This window comes from Acinetobacter sp. GWC1_38_13, from assembly GCF_001767535.1.
Classification (GTDB): domain Bacteria; phylum Pseudomonadota; class Gammaproteobacteria; order Pseudomonadales; family Moraxellaceae; genus Acinetobacter; species Acinetobacter junii.
The window spans coordinates 1-17,900 of sequence record NZ_MELG01000065.1 but is presented as its reverse complement, the minus strand read 5'-3'; the positions used below and the strand labels follow the sequence as shown (position 1 = coordinate 17,900).

The 17,900-nt window shown below is 40.3% G+C and carries 12 protein-coding genes; 1 reads left to right on the top strand and 11 read right to left on the bottom strand.

The annotated features are described in order from the left end of the window. Nucleotides 1–171: 171 nt before the first annotated feature. The 11 genes from A2003_RS06445 to A2003_RS06395 all read right to left on the bottom strand — a co-directional run bounded on the left by A2003_RS06445 (nucleotide 172) and on the right by A2003_RS06395 (nucleotide 15,402). Nucleotides 172–1,062: a metal-dependent hydrolase gene (locus tag A2003_RS06445; RefSeq protein ID WP_286687006.1), complete on the bottom strand. Its 891-nt coding sequence runs from the start codon at nucleotides 1,060–1,062 to the stop codon at nucleotides 172–174. A 173-nt stretch (nucleotides 1,063–1,235) separates the two neighbouring features. Further along, nucleotides 1,236–2,657 (bottom strand): glutamate synthase small subunit GltD family protein, encoded by a 1,422-nt coding sequence (locus A2003_RS06440; RefSeq protein ID WP_004909607.1) that lies wholly within the window; start codon nucleotides 2,655–2,657, stop codon nucleotides 1,236–1,238. A 71-nt stretch (nucleotides 2,658–2,728) separates the two neighbouring features. After that, nucleotides 2,729–7,207: a glutamate synthase large subunit gene (gene gltB, locus A2003_RS06435; RefSeq protein WP_286687007.1), complete on the bottom strand. Its 4,479-nt coding sequence runs from the start codon at nucleotides 7,205–7,207 to the stop codon at nucleotides 2,729–2,731. A 462-nt stretch (nucleotides 7,208–7,669) separates the two neighbouring features. After that, nucleotides 7,670–8,548, bottom strand: a complete 879-nt coding sequence (locus A2003_RS06430) for a hypothetical protein (RefSeq protein WP_286687005.1) — start codon at nucleotides 8,546–8,548, stop codon at nucleotides 7,670–7,672. 16 nt (nucleotides 8,549–8,564) lie between these two features. Then, nucleotides 8,565–9,647 carry a 3-dehydroquinate synthase gene (gene aroB / locus A2003_RS06425; RefSeq protein ID WP_286687004.1) on the bottom strand — a complete coding sequence of 361 codons (1,083 nt, stop codon included), beginning with the start codon at nucleotides 9,645–9,647 and terminating at the stop codon, nucleotides 8,565–8,567. Between the two features lie 20 nt (nucleotides 9,648–9,667). Beyond that, nucleotides 9,668–10,228, bottom strand: coding sequence for a shikimate kinase AroK (aroK, locus tag A2003_RS06420; protein WP_286687003.1), 561 nt, complete (start codon nucleotides 10,226–10,228; stop codon nucleotides 9,668–9,670). A 19-nt stretch (nucleotides 10,229–10,247) separates the two neighbouring features. Then, nucleotides 10,248–12,374 carry a type IV pilus secretin PilQ gene (locus A2003_RS06415; protein WP_502685950.1) on the bottom strand — a complete coding sequence of 709 codons (2,127 nt, stop codon included), beginning with the start codon at nucleotides 12,372–12,374 and terminating at the stop codon, nucleotides 10,248–10,250. A 61-nt stretch (nucleotides 12,375–12,435) separates the two neighbouring features. Then, nucleotides 12,436–12,963: a pilus assembly protein PilP gene (locus A2003_RS06410; protein ID WP_004909624.1), complete on the bottom strand. Its 528-nt coding sequence runs from the start codon at nucleotides 12,961–12,963 to the stop codon at nucleotides 12,436–12,438. Beyond that, nucleotides 12,963–13,703, bottom strand: a complete 741-nt coding sequence (locus tag A2003_RS06405) for a type IV pilus inner membrane component PilO (protein ID WP_004964600.1) — start codon at nucleotides 13,701–13,703, stop codon at nucleotides 12,963–12,965. The genes A2003_RS06410 and A2003_RS06405 overlap by 1 nt, the downstream gene beginning before the upstream one ends. Next, entirely contained in the window at nucleotides 13,700–14,344 is a 645-nt protein-coding gene (locus A2003_RS06400) for a PilN domain-containing protein (protein ID WP_004909633.1), read from the bottom strand. Before A2003_RS06400 ends, A2003_RS06405 begins: the two co-directional genes overlap by 4 nt. Continuing rightward, nucleotides 14,344–15,402, bottom strand: a complete 1,059-nt coding sequence (locus A2003_RS06395; RefSeq protein ID WP_004951546.1) for a pilus assembly protein PilM — start codon at nucleotides 15,400–15,402, stop codon at nucleotides 14,344–14,346. Before A2003_RS06395 ends, A2003_RS06400 begins: the two co-directional genes overlap by 1 nt. 162 nt (nucleotides 15,403–15,564) lie before the next feature. On the opposite strand from A2003_RS06395, the gene ponA reads away from it, so the two are divergent. Continuing rightward, on the top strand, nucleotides 15,565–17,900 hold a 2,336-nt coding region (gene ponA / locus A2003_RS06390), incomplete at its 3' end, for a penicillin-binding protein PBP1a (RefSeq protein ID WP_286687001.1).

Below are 17,900 nucleotides of genomic sequence, written 5' to 3'. Positions count from 1 at the left end.
CGCATAAAGCGACCCAAATAGAAGAATTACTGCCACATCGCTGGAAATCCAACTCAAATTAAAAAATAGGCATGGGGTTCAGCGGACGCTTACAGATTAAATAAAAAAGCATTACTCAATTCGCTTGAAGTAATGCTTTGCAATACGAGGAGTATTATGCTGCCTGCCTAATTAACTGTAAATTTTAGATACGGTTTCCTCTTGAAAGCTTATCATTCCATATTCGTCAGCCATACGTGCTTTCCAGTAGTTTACCAATTTCGTATAGTCATGCTTAGCAGGATGAAAATCCGCTTGATAATACGATAAATATTCAGGAATAAGCTGAACTAACATTTTTACAAGTAAATAGATTCCAAATAGATTACCACCGACTTTCGGTAAGCTTTTCCATTTATCTTGCCAAACTAAACGTAAGGTCGCATAGAACGTCAAACTTGCAAAACCAGTGGTTACACTTCGCATTAATAAACGACGAATACGATCATCACCATAGACCTCTTGATAGACATCAAAGGCAACAGAGCGATGTTCAATTTCTTCAATTGCATGCCAAACCCATAATTTCATTGCATCATCATCTAAAGTACTTAATATTTCTGGATGTTTGAGAATGTAACCACCTAACATCGCAGTAAAATGTTCAAATGCACAAGTTAAAGCGAGCTGTAATTTTGGATGAATGTTTCGTAGTGCATCATCACGCTTTGCCAACCACGCTTGAAAACGATCAAGGTTATAATCCTCTTTACGCCATGCATCATTGAACTCAGCATGGGCTTTAGAATGCATTGCTTCTTGTCCAATAAATGCAGCAATTTGTGCTTGTAACTGAGGATCTTTAACTTTATCTCGTACGTTCCGCACACTGTTCACAAAATATTGTTCACCAATTGGAAAAGTGGATGATAACGCAGTTAAAAGATGCGACATTAACGGAGAATTAGCAAAATAGTGTCGTTGAATTTTTTTAGGATTAAATTGCAAACGACGCACAGTAATTCCCAAAGATTTAGGACGATTTAAATAGCCTTTCTCTGAATTTGCATTTGCAAGTGCCATCTAGAGTTCCTGCAGATTTTATATACTAGCTTTGAGTATTACGCCGCAGGATAGTCAAGCATAAGGCAAAATAGCTTATACGATTTGCCAAAACTACCAAAAAGATAAGGTGAAAATAGTAGAGCCTGCATAATGCAGGCTCTACTTCAACGTCTTTTACAATATTTTCTGGATTAAACACCAAGGTAATCTAAAATACCCTCAGCTGCTTGACGACCCTCCCAGATAGCAGTTACGACAAGATCAGAACCACGCACCATATCTCCACCTGCGAAGATTTTTGGATTAGATGTTTGGAACTTAAACTCTTGCTGTTCAGCTGCAACTACACGACCTGAACCATCTAGGCTCACATTCGCAGAACCAAACCAATCCGCAGGACTTGGACGGAAACCGAAAGCAAGCAATACTGCATCAGCTGGTAAAACTTCTTCAGAACCAGGAATTGGCTCAGGGCTACGACGACCACGGCTATCAGGCTCACCCATCTGTGTAGTCACGACTTTTACGCCTGTTACCTTGCCATTTTCGCCGACAATTTCAATTGGTTGACGATTGAATAGGAATTTCACACCCTCTTCATAGGCATTCTTCACTTCGCGCGCAGAACCAGGCATGTTGCTTTCGTCACGACGGTAAGCACATGTAACATCATGTGCACCTTGGCGTAATGAAGTACGGTTACAGTCCATCGCAGTATCACCACCACCAAGAACAATCACCTTTTTGCCATCTACGCTGATGTATTCGCTTGGATCTTTTTCCCAGCCTTGGCAACGATTTACATTCGCAATTAAGAAATCTAATGCATCGTAAACACCATCAAGATCTTCACCAGGGAAACCACCTTTCATATAAGTGTATGTTCCCATACCCATGAATACTGCATCGTATTCAGCAAGCAACTGTTCGATCGTTACATCGACACCAATTTCAGTATTCAAACGGAACTCAATGCCCATCCCCGTGAAGATTTCACGACGACGTTTCATCACATCTTTTTCCATTTTAAATTCTGGAATACCGAATGTAAGTAGACCACCAATTTCAGGACGTTTATCGAATACAACTGGTTTTACACCACCGCGCGCAAGAATGTCTGCACAGCCTAAGCCTGCTGGACCTGCACCAATAATTGCAACTTTTTTATTCGTCCATTTAACGCCAGACATATCTGGGCGCCAGCCTAAAGCAAAGGCAGTATCGTTGATATATTTTTCAGCATTACCAATCGTTACTGCACCAAAGCCATCATTTAGAGTACAAGCACCTTCGCATAAACGGTCTTGTGGACATACACGACCACAAACTTCTGGCAATGTATTGGTTTGATGACAAAGTTCAGCTGCTTGGAAAATTTGACCTTCAGCAATCAGTTTTAACCAGTTTGGAATGTAGTTATGTACAGGACATTTCCATTCACAATAAGGGTTACCACACCCTAAACAACGATGAGTCTGGTTTGCAGCCACTTCCGCTGTAAAAGGTTTATAAATTTCCACAAACTCTGCTTTGCGGACAGTAATATCTTTTTTCTCTGGATCTTGACGTGGTACATCCAGAAATTGAAAGTCATTATTGAGGCGTTCTGCCATGTCTCTCTCCGTGGGTAGGCGCAGCGATGTCTCTCATCTCTGCACCTGCCTATGTCTTTGCAGTCGTGGAATTATTGTGGATCAGCTTGGGTTGTTTTCAAAAGCGTTTGCAAATTAGCAGCTTTTGGTTTTACAAGCCAGAACTTACGACTATAGAAGTCGAACTCATTACGGATTTTATATGCCCAAGCACTACCTGTTTCTTTGATATGCTCATCAAGGATACGCAGTAGATTTTCTTTGTGATCTTCCATCGACTCGGTAGAGATACGATTTAGGTCAATCAGCTCATGGTTGTAGTAGTCTACGAAGTCATTATCAAGGTCAAGTACATAAGCGAAACCGCCTGTCATACCCGCACCAAAGTTATGACCAACTTTACCTAAGACAGTTACCACACCACCTGTCATATATTCACAACAGTGATCGCCAGCACCTTCAATTACCGCAAAAGCACCTGAGTTACGAACAGCGAAACGCTCACCCGCAGTACCCGCAGCAAATAACTTACCGCCAGTCGCACCATACAAACAAGTGTTACCGATGATTGCAGTATTTTGTGTTTGGAACGGTGAACCTTTTGGTGGGAAGATCGAAATGCGACCACCCGCCATGCCTTTACCAACGTAATCGTTCGCATCACCTTCAAGTTTGATATGCAGACCACCTGCGTTCCAAACACCAAGTGACTGACCAGCTGTACCAACAAGATTCATCACAACTGGGCTGTTTTCCATCCCTAAGTTGCCGTAACGACGTGCGATCTCACCTGAAATACGTGCGCCAATTGAACGATCACAGTTACCAACAGTGAAATTAAATGAACCGCCTGTACCTGCTTCAATCGCTGGTAGCATTTCAGCAACCATTTTCTCAGCCAATACACCTTTATCAAATGGCGCATTACCTTGAACTTGGCAATACTGAGCTTTACCTTCAGCAGATGGATGTGAAGTCAATAAAGCGCTGAGATCAAGATGAGCATGCTTTTCAGTTTCACCTGGTAAAACTTCAAGCAAATCAACACGACCAATCAAATCTTTAAGTGATGCAACACCTAGAGCAGCTAACCATTCACGCGTTTCTTCTGCAATAAATTTGAAGAAGTTAATCAACATTTCTGGTTCGCCAATATAGTGTTCTTGACGTAAATGATCTTGCTGAGTTGCAACACCAGTTGCACAGTTGTTCAGGTGGCAAATACGGAGGTATTTACAACCTAATGCGATCATTGGTGTAGAACCGAAACCAAAGCTTTCAGCACCTAAAATTGCTGCTTTGATTACATCCAGACCTGTTTTTAAACCACCATCAGTTTGTACACGCACCTTACCACGCAAATCATTTACACGAAGTGCTTGATGCGCTTCACTTAAACCTAATTCCCAAGGCGAACCTGCATGGTGAATTGATGAAAGTGGAGATGCCGCTGTACCACCGTCATAACCAGAAATGGTAATGAAGTCAGCATAAGCTTTTGCTACACCTGCAGCAATGGTTCCAACACCTGGCTCAGATACCAGTTTTACCGATACCATTGCTTGAGGGTTGACTTGCTTCAAGTCAAAGATCAACTGAGACAAATCTTCAATTGAGTAAATATCGTGGTGTGGCGGTGGTGAAATCAAAGTCACACCGGGTACCGAGTAACGTAAACGTGCAATTAAGCCATTCACTTTACCACCTGGTAACTGACCACCCTCACCTGGTTTTGCACCTTGTGCCACTTTAATCTGCAAAACTTCAGCAGAAGTTAAGTACGCTGGTGTTACACCAAAACGACCTGATGCAATCTGTTTGATTTTCGAGTTACGAATCGTGCCGTAACGCGCTGGGTCTTCACCGCCCTCACCAGAGTTCGAACGACCACCAATTGTATTCATTGCAATTGCAATTGCTTCGTGTGCTTCTGGAGATAATGCACCCAAAGACATACCAGCAGAGTCGAAACGCGGAAGGATATCTTCAATGCTTTCAACTTGATCAAGCGCAATTGAATTTGTGGTTTTTAATTTGAATAAGTCACGAATCGTAGCTACAGGACGGTTATTCACCAACTCTGCATATTCTTTAAAGTCTTGATATTGACCTGAGCGAACAGCCTTGTGAAGTGAGTTAATCACGTCTGGGTTGAAAGCATGGTACTCTTTACCAAATACAAATTTAAGTAAACCACCTTGATCAATCGGCTTACGGTTCTGCCAAGCAGTTGTTGCCAATTTTTTCTGATCGTTTTCTAAATCTGCAAATGTTGCACCTTGAATACGGCTTGGTACACCAAGGAAACACTTATCAACAACTTCAGAAGATAAACCTACCGCTTCGAATAATTGACCACCGCGATAAGAAGCAACTGTCGAAATACCCATTTTAGAAAGAACTTTCAACAAGCCTTTCTCAATACCTTTACGGAAGTTTGCTTGTGCGTGGATTGGATCACCCAATAACTCGCCTTTAGCAACTAGGTCATTAATTACATCATAAGCCAAGTAAGGGTAAACCGCTGTAGCACCAAAGCCGAGCAATACTGCAAATTGGTGTGGATCACGGGCAAAACCTGTCTCAACTAAAATGTTTGCATCTGTACGCAAACCAGTTTTAATTAAGTGATGATGTACGGCACCTGTTGCCAATGCTGAATTCGCAGGTAAGAAGCCTTCACGGAGGTTCTTATCTGTTAATACGATCAGTGTTTTCCCATCACGAACAGCTTGAGCAGCTTCTTCACAAATACGAGCAATTGCTGCTTGTAAGCCTTCTGCTTCAGCATAGTTCAAATCGATATCAACAACGCCATAACCTTCGCGCTCTTTTTCCACATCACGAAGCTGCTGCATTTTTGAGTTTGACAATACAGGGCTTGAAATAATGATGCGGTCAGCGTGCTCTGGACCTTGTTCAAATACGTTTTGCTCACGACCCAAGCAAGTTTCCAATGACATCACAATCGATTCACGTAATGGATCGATTGGTGGATTGGTTACTTGAGCAAACTGTTGACGGAAATAATCAGACACATGACGTACCTGACGAGACAATACTGCCATTGGCGTATCATCGCCCATCGAACCAACCGCTTCTTGACCACTTTCAGCGATAGGACGTAACAACTGATCACGCTCTTCAAATGTTACCATAAACATTTTTTGAGCTGCTTTTAATGCATCGCCAGTTAAACCTTGATCAACTAATTGTTCTTCAAGTTGTGGGTTCGCTTGCAAACGGATTGCGTGATCACGCAACCATTCACGGTATGGACGCATGTTTTTAAGATGGTTACTAACATCTTTAGTATCGAGTACTTTACCTGTCAGTGTATCTACAACAAGGATTTGACCAGGACCTACACGACCTTTAGATACCACATCTTCTGGTTCATACCCCCATACACCGATCTCAGATGCAAGTGTGATGTAATCATTTTTAGTGATCACCCAACGTGCCGGACGCAAACCATTACGGTCAAGCATACAGATTGCATGGCGACCATCTTGAATAACCAAACCTGCTGGACCATCCCAAGCTTCCATATGCTTAGAGTTGAACTCATAGAAAGCACGTAAGTCAGCATCTAAGGTTTCAACGTTTTGCCAAGCTGGTGGAACTAACATACGTAGTGCACGGAATAAATCCATACCACCACCAACTAAGATTTCAAGCATATTATCTAAGCTTGAAGAATCCGAGCCTGTACGGTTAACGATTGGATTTAATTCAGTTAAGCCTGGAAGTAATGGGTTTTCAAATTTTGGAGTACGCGCCAAAGCCCAGTTACGGTTTGCAGTAATAGTGTTAATTTCACCATTGTGTGCAAGATAACGGAAAGGCTGAGCCAATGGCCAACGCGGCAATGTGTTGGTTGAGAAGCGTTGATGGAATACAACGATATGTGATTTTAGACGCTCATCTGCCAAATCAGTATAGAAGTCAGCAATAGCAGCAGGCATCATCAAGCCTTTATAGCTAATCACTGTTGTGGCTAAAGTAGTCACATAAAATAAAGGATCATTTTGTAATTGTTGTTCAGCACGACGACGCGCTAAAAAGAGTTTACGATTAAACTCAACTTCAGTGACACCCATAGGGCAGTTCACTAGAATTTGTTCAAATGCTGGAAGTGATTGCAACGCAATTTCACCTAGAGCATCATTATTTGTCGGCACAACACGCCATGCTGCAACGGTAAGACCTTCAGCTGTAATTTCTTTGTTCAGAATATTTTTGGCATTTTGAGCTAAAGCAGGGTCAATATTTAAAAATACAGTACCCGCAGCAAAAATCTCAGTAAGATTAGTACCTAACTTCTGAGCTTCGTCACGAAAGAACTGTTTCGGCATAGCCAATAGCAATCCGCACCCATCTCCCGTCTTACCATCTGCGGCAATACCACCACGGTGCGTCATGCAACTTAAACTGTGAATTGCGGTTTCCACAAGATGATGACTTGAATCACCCTTCATATGGGCAATCAAACCAAAACCACAGTTATCCTTAAACTCATCAGGTTGATATAAACCTTGAGCGGGAGCTACAGTATTAGGCGATGGCATGTGCATAGCGTACCCTTCTTTCAACATGGCTCTTTCGAGCAACAAACAATCAATTCATTTTCTGCGATATTGCCGATCAACTCATATAAAGTTCAATGCTTCGCGAAAACATTTTTTCTGGCGGATTTGCAATATACGCTGTTCTGCTAGGAGATTCATCGCATTTCACCATACAAAGTGTTTTTAGTTATTACACCTTCACACTTCTTTGTAAAGCACAAAAACTTTACATTTCACCAAAATAATGAATCATTTAGCACTAAAAAGAGCAATGAGCAGATAAATTAGCACCACAACGATGCAAAAAATATGCCATAAAATTATAAATTTACTAAATCATTAAAAAAGTTAAAATAACTAAAAATTATAAAGATATGCGACGTTTCCTTTTAGAACAAAATTGCACCAAAAAAAAGCTTAATGCAACAATTTTGAACTATTTTGCACCATTTTAATGCAATATTAATTAAACGGATCCGTTACTTCTCTTCTGGAAGAATCTGAATTTTCTCTTATTTCTTCAGGAGTTGAGCTGTTATTTTGTTGATTAGACTGACTTTGTCTAACATTAACTACATTACCTTGTGCATCGCGCTGAGTCACAGTTGTAGTCACAGTTGTCGATGTATTTACACTCTGAGTTGTAACGGTATTTGATGAACCTTTCGCCTGCTGCCCACTCATCAATAAAGTTTCATCTATTTTAGGTAATGCTGCTGGCTTCAATCGCACTTCAAATAACTGATTCGAGGCTGACTTTAACTCATCTGAGCCTAAATCATTTACATAAGACGTATAAGTAGATAATTGATGAATGGTCGGATGTATTGATTTTGGTAGAACTAAATTAAGTTGGGAAAATTGACGTTTAGCTTCTTCAGCGTTTGGGAAAAGACCATATGCCAATACATATTGTTCAACTTGTTGATCACCACTCAAACGGAAATAACTAAATTTATTCCGATCTGCACGACTCAACAAAAAGTTTTTAACAATTGCCTCATCCGAACTACGAAAAATTTCAACAACCCATTGACGTTGATTTTCACTGATAAATTTTGTTCCACGGAATTCAGGTGCATGTTCATTCGACACAACAACACGAGTTGTCAGATCTAGTGGTTTAACCTCATTCGTTAATGCACCTAAATTCGTAGTCGCTGTTACTTTTTCGGACTTAATTTCAACCTGTGCTTCATTTTTAGAAGGGTGATCCACCTCAACAAGTGCATCACGATCCGTTACAGCCCAAAATATCAGTGCAGCCACCAAACAAGCGATAGAGAAAAAAAGCCAGCTATACTGTTGAATATTTTGCCAAATTGATCGTGACACAGCCATATTACCCTAATTTTAATTACGCGCTTTGGTTTGCAAGAATTGCTTGTTTCATCAGCTCAACATCAAAATCCTTAGTGATCACTGCTTGTCCAAGTTGTTTCAACAAAACCAAACGCAATTGACCATTCAAAACTTTCTTATCATGTGCCATATAAGCTAAGAATTCTTCAAGAGGAATTTTTGGACATGATATCGGTAAACGAGCACGTTGAATGATTTTTTTTGTACGCTCAAGATCTCCCCTTGAGATCCAACCCAAACGTTCAGACAAATCAGCAGCCATCACCATACCCGTAGCAACAGCTTCTCCATGCAACCAAACACCGTAACCTAAATAAGACTCTATTGCATGCCCAAATGTATGTCCTAAATTCAACAAAGCTCGCTCACCTTGCTCTTTCTCATCATTTGCAACAATTCTAGCCTTATGAGCACAAGAGCGATAAACTGCTTCAGCTAATAGGTTAGCATCTCGAGCAACCAACCCATCCATGTTCTCTTCAAGCCAATTTAAAAAATCAAGATCACCAAGTAAGGCATATTTAATCACTTCTGCCAATCCCGCCGACAACTCTCGATCAGGCAAGGTTTCTAACTGCGCCATATCCGCAAGTACAACTTGAGGTTGTTGAAACGCACCCAGCATATTTTTACCCAGTGGATGATTAATTCCTGTTTTCCCCCCAACACTCGAATCAACTTGAGATAGTAAAGTTGTAGGAACTTGCACGAAATTTACACCTCGTTGAAAACAAGCAGATGCAAAACCTGCCATATCACCCACAACTCCACCACCTAAGGCCAGCACCGTACAATCTCGATTAAAACCAGATTCTAATAAGGCATTAAAAATCAGATTCAAGTGTGCAATATCCTTGTACTGTTCGCCATCAGGCAAGATACAAGTTGCAACTTGCTTACCTAATTGTTCTAAAGCCTCACTATAATGCTCAGCGTATAAAGGCGCGACAGTTGTATTCGATACCAACATCACTTGTCGTCCGTGCAGATAAGGTTCAAGTAATCTCTTGGGATCTAAATGACTACCAATAAAAATCGGATACCGACGATCCCCCAACTCTACATGTAACGTCTGCATAGCATTAACCACTAAATAAATTACTTGACTTGTTTAGATAAAATTAACTGAAGAATTCTGTGAGCTAAATCTCTTGCTGCACCTTGATTTGTTTCAATAATATAATGAGCAACTTCGCGATAGAGTGGATCTCTCGCCTCTAGCAATTCTCTGAGTTTCTTTTCAGGATTTTCAACTTGAAGTAATGGACGATTTTTATCACGATAGGTACGCTGCAGTTGAAGTTCTACAGGCGTATAAAGATAAACAACTATTCCTCGCTGATGAAGGAATTGACGATTTTCTGCTTGAGTAACTGCACCACCACCTGTTGCTAGAACTAATGATGAACGAGAAGTTAAGTCATTTAATACATTTGTCTCGCGTAAACGAAATCCCACTTCACCTTCTTTTTCAAATATCCATGGAATGGTAGCGCCTGTTTTACGTTCGATTTCATGATCACTATCAATAAAATCACGACCTAACAATTCTGCTAAATGCCGACCAACTGTTGTTTTACCTGCCCCCATTGGCCCTACCAAATAAATATTTGGTAGGGATTCAAACGCTTTGCTTGGCAACGCGCCACCTATATTCATTGCGACTATTGAAAATATATTAATGATTTCTTGTCAAAGTGTCATTAACAATTCTCGGCGTAACAAAAATAAGCAACTCGCGTTTATTGTCTTGTTTAGACTCTCTGCGGAATAATTTCCCAACATAAGGTAAATCACCCAAGAATGGAACTTTGGTCTGAGAATTAATATTTTCTTGCTCAAAAATTCCACCAAGCACAACAGTTTCACCATTATCAACCACGACATTTGTATCAATCGTGTTTTTATTGATCGTTAGCTGCCCTGTAGGTGTTGGTGTTCCTGGTGAGTCTTTGGTGATGTTTAATTTCATCATCACCTTACCCTCAGGGGTAATACTTGGTGTAACATCCAAACTTAAGGTCGCATCAATAAATTCAGTTTTTGGAACAGCATTAGCTCCACCACCCGTAGAAGATGAATAAGGAATTTGAGTCCCTGATTCAATTTTTGCAGCTTGCTTATCTGCGGTTAGAACTTTCGGAGTTGAGATTACTTCACCATAACCATCAGCTTGAACTGCCGATAACTCTAGGTCCAACATGAAATCTGAAAGACTAATCAAACCAAATGCTATGCGACTTGCACCAGGGGTTACAGCACCTAAATTCACATTCAGATTATCTGGGCGTTCAACATCATACCCCCCCGTATTATTTGGTTCACCTCGTAAATCCCACAAGGTTTGATCACTCCCCCCTACAAGCAAATCATTATTCGATGCAATCCCTTTAGATAACACCCCCCACTTTACCCCCATTTCTTTAGTAAAGTCTGTACTCGCACGCACAATACGTGCTTCAATCATGACCTGCTTAACAGACACATCAAGCAAATCGATCATTTTACGAATCTGATCAATTTTCTGAGAAGTATCATTTATAATCAATGTATTAGTGCGAGGGTCAATTGAAACTGTTCCTCGGGGGCTCAATAAACTACCTACACTATCCCCTAAAAGATCATTAGCTCCCTGATTACGATTACCATTACCTGAGCCATTTTTACCTTGTGTGATCAGTTTCTCAATATCTGCCGCTTTCGCATAACTCAATTGAATATACTCTGTTTGCAAAGGTGAAAGCTTCACACTTTGAGCAATTGCTTTCGCCTCATCCTCTTCCGCTTTGATCAACTCCGTAACTGGTGCAATCCAAATTACATTTCCATTACGACGTTTATCCAAATTTTTTGTTTTTAAAACGATATCAAGAGCCTGATCCCAAGGAACGTCTTTAAGACGTAGTGTAATATTTCCTTGTACAGTATCAGCAGCAACCATATTGATTCCGGTAAAGTCTGCTAATAATTGCAAAACACGGCGAACCTCGATATCTTGGAAATCTAATGAAATTTTATTTCCAGTATAGCTTTGTGGTTTAGCTTTATTCGGTGACTTATCTTCTGGTCTTTTTAAACTAATTGTAAGTTTGTTCTCTGCCTGATAAGCCATGTACTCATAGCTACCTGCAGATTGAATAGTAATAACCCCATTTCCTTTGTCGTTATAAGCATCAATACTTGCTACTGGGGTCGCAAAATCATTAGTATTTAAACGACGTGCCAAGTGAGTTGGGATTTTATTTCCAAGAGTGCGAACAACAATTTTACTCCCCTGTTGTTGTACATCTACTGGTGTATTACCTCCCAATAAATCAATAACAACTAACCCCTCACCTTGATTTCCTCTTTGAAAACCAATATTGGAAACACCTTGTTGAACTTGTCGAGTAGCAACCGTAGGATTACTGATTAATGTTGGTTTTGCAGAATTTATTTTTAAAACAAAAGTATTACCTTCAACACGGGTTGTGAAAGCACCCGAGTCTTTTAAATTTACAATCAAACGTGCACGCTGATCATCTGCAGCCACATTGACGGAACTTGCCTCATTGGTTGAAACAGGAATAGACGTTTGCTTTAAGTTCTGCTGAGCCTTATCAAAATCTAAAATTAAACGAGCAGGCTGCTCAAGTTGATAGGCCTGTGGTTGAGGAGGCAAACCATTAAACATGACTCTGATTTCAGTACCCTGATCACCCAAGTTCATCGGCACAATATTTGTAATACCCACCTGTGCCGAAGCTACTTGCGAAATAGCAATTGCAACCGCAGCCATAGAAAATTGACGGAATGCATGATTCATGGTCTTCGCTTCCCCAAATAAAGAATCTTTAATCTGTTTTTTCATTTTTATTCCCTTAATTTTATGGTGCCATACCAATTAGAACGAGTGTTCTTGGTCTCTCCACATAACCATCACGCCCATCTGGTACAATTTCCACCAAATCAATCTGAGTCGGACTAATTTTTACCACTCGACCTTGATTCATTCCTAAGTAGTTTCCAACCTGCACCCGCTCAATTTGTCGATCAGGGGTCTGAATCAGTGCTATCGTTTCATTGGTTTTACCACGCATGCTACCCTTCATATTTAGGGATTCCAACGCATAACTTTCCAGTGGTTGCGGTTGACGATTGAAATTTGGATAAACACGTTTACCCGCCATTATTTTCAACTCAGCCGCCAATGAGCTTGGCATAAATGGACTTTTCAATTGATGTGCTGAATAGTTAAATAATGGTACAGGGCTAAATACCGGTGCTGGCTCAATAGGTAAAGCAGGTTCGTTCCGAATTTCAGCCATTTTTTGGTTTACGGCGTCAATTTTTGAATCACACCCAACCAAAACAAGCCCAGCCATAAAACTAAATAATAATTTATAATTATTCATTAGTTAGTTCCTCCTTGACTAGGTGGATTATTCTGAGGAGGTACCGCCGCTCCAACCTCAGTATTTGCTGCATCATCAGCCCCCACATAACGGTAGGTTTTGGCTTTAACAGAATAATTCACAACAGGAATATCTGACTTCTTCGTCTTATCTTCTGAAGCTTCAACCGTGAAATCATGTAAAGTTACAATTCGAGGCAGTGCAGCAATACCTGTAGCAAATGCTCCAAATGCATGATAATCGCCAGTTGCTTCAATACTAATCGGTTGTTCAATAAAGAATTCTTGCTTAACCTCATTTTCTAAGCGAATATTCTTAAACTTCAACCCCGAATTCACACCAGTCAAGTTAATATCTTCAACCAAACTTGGAATCTCAGTTTCTTTCGGCAATTGTTCTAGTTGCTGATTAAAATTAGCTTCCATTTCTTGTAACTGAGCTTGGTAACGCTGCAAATTACGCAGTTTAGAGTCTTTTTCTCTAAATTCATTCAATAAACTTTGCTCTTTAGCCTCTTCATTAGCAATACGCTCAAGCTGAGATTTAATAACAACAAAGTAACCAAGTGCTAAAACAGCTAAAAAAACAAAAATCCAACATGTCACTTTTACAGATAGCGGCCAGCTACCGTAATTATTCATATCAAGCGTATTAAATTGCTGAAAGAATTGCTCTACTGTCATTTTCTTTTTCTTTACAGCAACATCTTGATTGAGTTCATTTAATTCTTCTTGACTCATTGTGCTGCCCCCACTGTTCCTGATGCGACCGTTTCTGCTAATGGGTCAGCTTCAACTGTTGTGCCTATTTCACCAAGATCAACAGTTACAACAAAACTTCCATAGTTTTCTTCAATACGAGGTATAAGCGAGCTGACAGTTTTGTCTTTTTTCTCTTCAGCCGCTAAAAAGGAATTCATAAAAGCGTTGCGATACCAAGGTGATGCTTCAAGATTTCTCAGTAATTCAGCTACTGTGTTTGGACTTTCAGCTTTACCTTCAATCGTGAACTTATCTCCTGTACGTGTAAATTTAGTCAAATACATGGTTGGCGGAGTTACTCGCACCAATTCATCGATTAAACGTACAGCAACAGGTCTTTGACCTTGCAAACCTTGAATGAGTTTCATCCGTTCAATAATTGCATTACGTCGCTCTTGCAAGCCATCTAAGGATTTTAATTGAGCATCAAGATTTTGATTTGTGCTCACAATCAGTTGGTTCGCTTGCTCTTGATCATTTAATTTGTAATCAAGATAACCCCATCCCGCCAAAACTGATGCCACACCTAATGCAGCAACCCCTACACAATATGCAATAAATTGTTTCTTTCGTTGTTCTCTTAGCTCATCACGCCAAGGGAGTAAGTTAATCTTTGCCATTAATCAAAACTCCTCAATGCTAATCCACATGCCACCATCAATGATGAAGCATCATTTTCTATTTTTTTGATATCGATTTGGGGAGAAAAGCCCATTTGTAAAAATGGGTTGGCAATCGTTACTCGATAACCTAGCTTTTGTTGCAACAGTTTAGCTAGACCTGGAATATTGGCATTACCACCTGCTAACAGGATGTGGTCAATCTCATTAAATTGAGAAGATGAGAAAAAGAATTGCAGCGAACGTGCAGCTTGTTGCACAACTGCATCAAGAAATGGTTCTAAAACTTCGGTATCGTAATCATCTGGCAAACTTCTTTCTTTTTTAGCTCGACCAGCTTCTTCAAAAGATAAACCATAACGATTTTGAACGTCTTGAGTAAGTTGTTTTCCACCAAATACTTGCTCACGAGTATAGATAATTTTACCTTTTTGCATGACCGATAACGTCGTCATCGTATGCCCAATATCTAGAATACCCACTGTATTCGCACCCATAGGTAGCGTATCAGCGAATACACTAAAAGCACGCTCCATCGCATAACTTTCGACTTCAGCAATCTTTGCCTTTAGACCTGCTAGTTCCAGAACTTCAACACGTGAATCAACATTCTCAGTACGCGTAGCGACTAATAACACATTGACACGATTAGGATTTGCCAATCGATCAGCTAAGACTTCAAAGTCCAAACTAACTTCATCTAATGGGAATGGAATATATTGCTCTGCATCCATACGAATTTGAACTTCCCGTTCATCATCCGTCATGTCAGCATCCATCTCGATGATCTTATTAATGACCATCGAAGTAGGCACGGCAATAGCCACATTGGTAGTGTGAGGGTTTGCAAGATTAACAACTCGTTCAAGCGCGTCGCCAACTGCTTCTGGGTTTAAAATGCTTTTCTCAACCACACTATTTTCAGGTAGTGGCATCAATGCATAACTTTCAACCCAATATCGACCGTTCTTAACAGAGAGTTCCAATAACTTAACAGTTGTCGAACTAATATCGACACCCACTAACCCCTTATTTGGTTTACGATATAACCTGAGCACAGTACTTTCCTATTTATTTTTTTATCCCCAAAAATACAACACACTAATTTGTTTTGGTCTTTAATTTATACGGATACAATATCTCATCTAACAATCCGTATGTCTAAAGGATATACTGACCACAATTAGTTTGCCATTCGCTCTTATTAAAACTTACTTATTATGAAAAAGCTATCCAGTTCTGGCATTGTTCGCCCATTTTTTTTGATGCTTATTATTATCTTAGTCTCACTTCCAATGGGTTTTTATGGCATGTATCTCTATCTAGCACCCTCTTTACCAGATATGAGCTCTCTTAAAAAAGCGCCATTATTGAAGCCATTACAGGTGTATACAGCTGATAATAAGTTAATTGCAGAATATGGTGGGAAGCTATCCATTCCAGTTCAATATGAGCAAATCCCCCCTACATTTATCCATGCTTTTTTAGCAGCGGAAGACTCCTCTTTCTTCGAACATAATGGCATCAGTTTCAAAGGTTTAGGTCGAGCACTCACTGAATCAATTACAGGTTCCGACGTACAAACTGGTGGCTCAACAATCACCATGCAGGTTGCGAAAAACTATTATTTAAGCCCAGAAAGGACACTTAAGCGTAAGCTTACCGAAGTATTTTTAGCACGAAAAATAGAGCAAAATCTAACCAAACAAGAAATCTTAAGTTCATATGTAAATAAGATATTTTTAGGTAAAAATGCCTATGGAATTGCTGCGGCAGCCAGAATTTATTACAACAAAAATTTAGATCAACTTAGTATCGCTCAAATGGCGATGATTGCTGGTTTACCTAAGGCACCATCGAAATACAATCCAGTCGTAAATCCTGAACGTGCTTTAGAGCGTCGTAACTGGATTTTAGGTCGAATGTTACAGCTAGGTTACATCAATCAATCACAGTATCAAAAAGCAGTTGCTGAACCGATCAATCTCAATATGATTGATCGCTCTGTGAGTAATGTTCATCCTTACGTCGGTGAAATGGTTCGTTCTGAACTAGTAGAACATTTTGGTGAACAAGCGATTGATTCTGGTTATAAAGTTTACACAACGATTGATAGCAACAAACAAAAATTCGCCGAACAATCCATTCAAGATGGTTTAGAGGCGTATGATCGACGACATGGCTGGCGTGGTCCTGAAGATCACGACAAACCACTTAATCAATTTATGGCATATGCAAATACTTTTCCAGCGCAAGTAACCAAAGTAAATACCAATTCATTTGAAGCTTTGATGCAAGATGGCTCGACTGTCACCGTAAATTGGTCAGGCATGTCATGGGCACGTCCTTATCGCAATGCGAATAGCGTTGGTGGTGCGCCTTCTCGCGCATCCCAAATTGTGAAGGTAAAGGACATTATCCGCTTACGTCCTAATGAAGACAAATCAGCCTGGTCACTGGTCCAAGTTCCAAAAGTTCAAGGGCAATTAATCGCCTTAAACCCAAATGATGGCTCAATTGAAGCAGTCGTTGGCGGATATAATTTTTATCAATCGAAATTTAACCGTGCTGTGCAAGGCTGGAGACAACCTGGTTCGACCATTAAACCTTTTGTTTATGCACTCGCTTTAGAACGAGGTATGACACCCTATAGCATGGTAAATGATAGCCCGATCCGTATTGGGAAATGGTCACCAAAGAACTCTGATGGACGCTATCTTGGGATGATCCCTCTACGTCGTGCGCTTTACCTTTCTCGAAATACGGTCTCGGTTCGTTTATTGCAAAATGTAGGAATTGAACGAGCTAGACAGCTGTTTATGGACTTTGGTTTAGAAGAAGAACAGATTCCTCGCAACTACACAATTGCCTTAGGTACACCACAGGTATTACCAATTCAAATGGCTACTGGTTATGCTACTTTTGCAAATGGTGGATATCGAATTCAACCACATTTCATCAAACGTATTGAAGATGCAACAGGTAAAGTTATTTATGAGGCAAAACCTGAATATGCCTGCATCCCATGTATCAACAATCCAAATGCTTATGCAGAACAACAAGCTGTAGAAGAAGCTAAAACCAAAGAGATCACTAATGAATCTTTAGATGATGCACTCGCAGCTTCAGACGCACAAACAACGACTTCTGCAGTCGACACCAAAACCAATAGCGATTATCGTCAAGCTCAACGTATATTAAAATCAAGTTCAGCATATGATATGGCGAATATCTTACGCGATGTAATTCAACATGGTACGGGTCGTGCAGCGCTTAAAATTGGTCGTGATGATTTAGGTGGTAAAACAGGTACAACCAATGATGCAAAAGATGCTTGGTTCGCAGGTTTTAATGGAAAGTTAGTCGCGGTAGCTTGGGTTGGTTTTGATCAGCCACGCACATTAGGTCGTAGAGAATACGGCGGCGTTGCAGCCCTACCAATTTGGACAACATTCATGGCAAATGCACTCAAAGACACACCATCGTCATGGGTACATTTAGATAAAAATGTTAAAGATCCAATTTCACGCGATAAACTACAGATCCAATCAACTGA

Excerpts from the sequence above, each read along its gene's own strand:
- A2003_RS06440 (WP_004909607.1), bottom strand. The coding sequence starts at position 2,657 with ATGGCAGAACGCCTCAATAATGACTTTCAATTTCTGGATGTACCACGT.
- aroK (WP_286687003.1), bottom strand. The coding sequence starts at position 10,228 with ATGAATATAGGTGGCGCGTTGCCAAGCAAAGCGTTTGAATCCCTACCA.
- A2003_RS06410 (WP_004909624.1), bottom strand. The coding sequence starts at position 12,963 with ATGAATAATTATAAATTATTATTTAGTTTTATGGCTGGGCTTGTTTTG.
- A2003_RS06415 (WP_502685950.1), bottom strand. The coding sequence starts at position 12,374 with ATGAATCATGCATTCCGTCAATTTTCTATGGCTGCGGTTGCAATTGCT.
- A2003_RS06400 (WP_004909633.1), bottom strand. The coding sequence starts at position 14,344 with ATGGCAAAGATTAACTTACTCCCTTGGCGTGATGAGCTAAGAGAACAA.
- A2003_RS06405 (WP_004964600.1), bottom strand. The coding sequence starts at position 13,703 with ATGAGTCAAGAAGAATTAAATGAACTCAATCAAGATGTTGCTGTAAAG.
- aroB (WP_286687004.1), bottom strand. The coding sequence starts at position 9,647 with ATGCAGACGTTACATGTAGAGTTGGGGGATCGTCGGTATCCGATTTTT.
- gltB (WP_286687007.1), bottom strand. The coding sequence starts at position 7,207 with ATGCCATCGCCTAATACTGTAGCTCCCGCTCAAGGTTTATATCAACCT.
- A2003_RS06430 (WP_286687005.1), bottom strand. The coding sequence starts at position 8,548 with ATGGCTGTGTCACGATCAATTTGGCAAAATATTCAACAGTATAGCTGG.
- A2003_RS06445 (WP_286687006.1), bottom strand. The coding sequence starts at position 1,062 with ATGGCACTTGCAAATGCAAATTCAGAGAAAGGCTATTTAAATCGTCCT.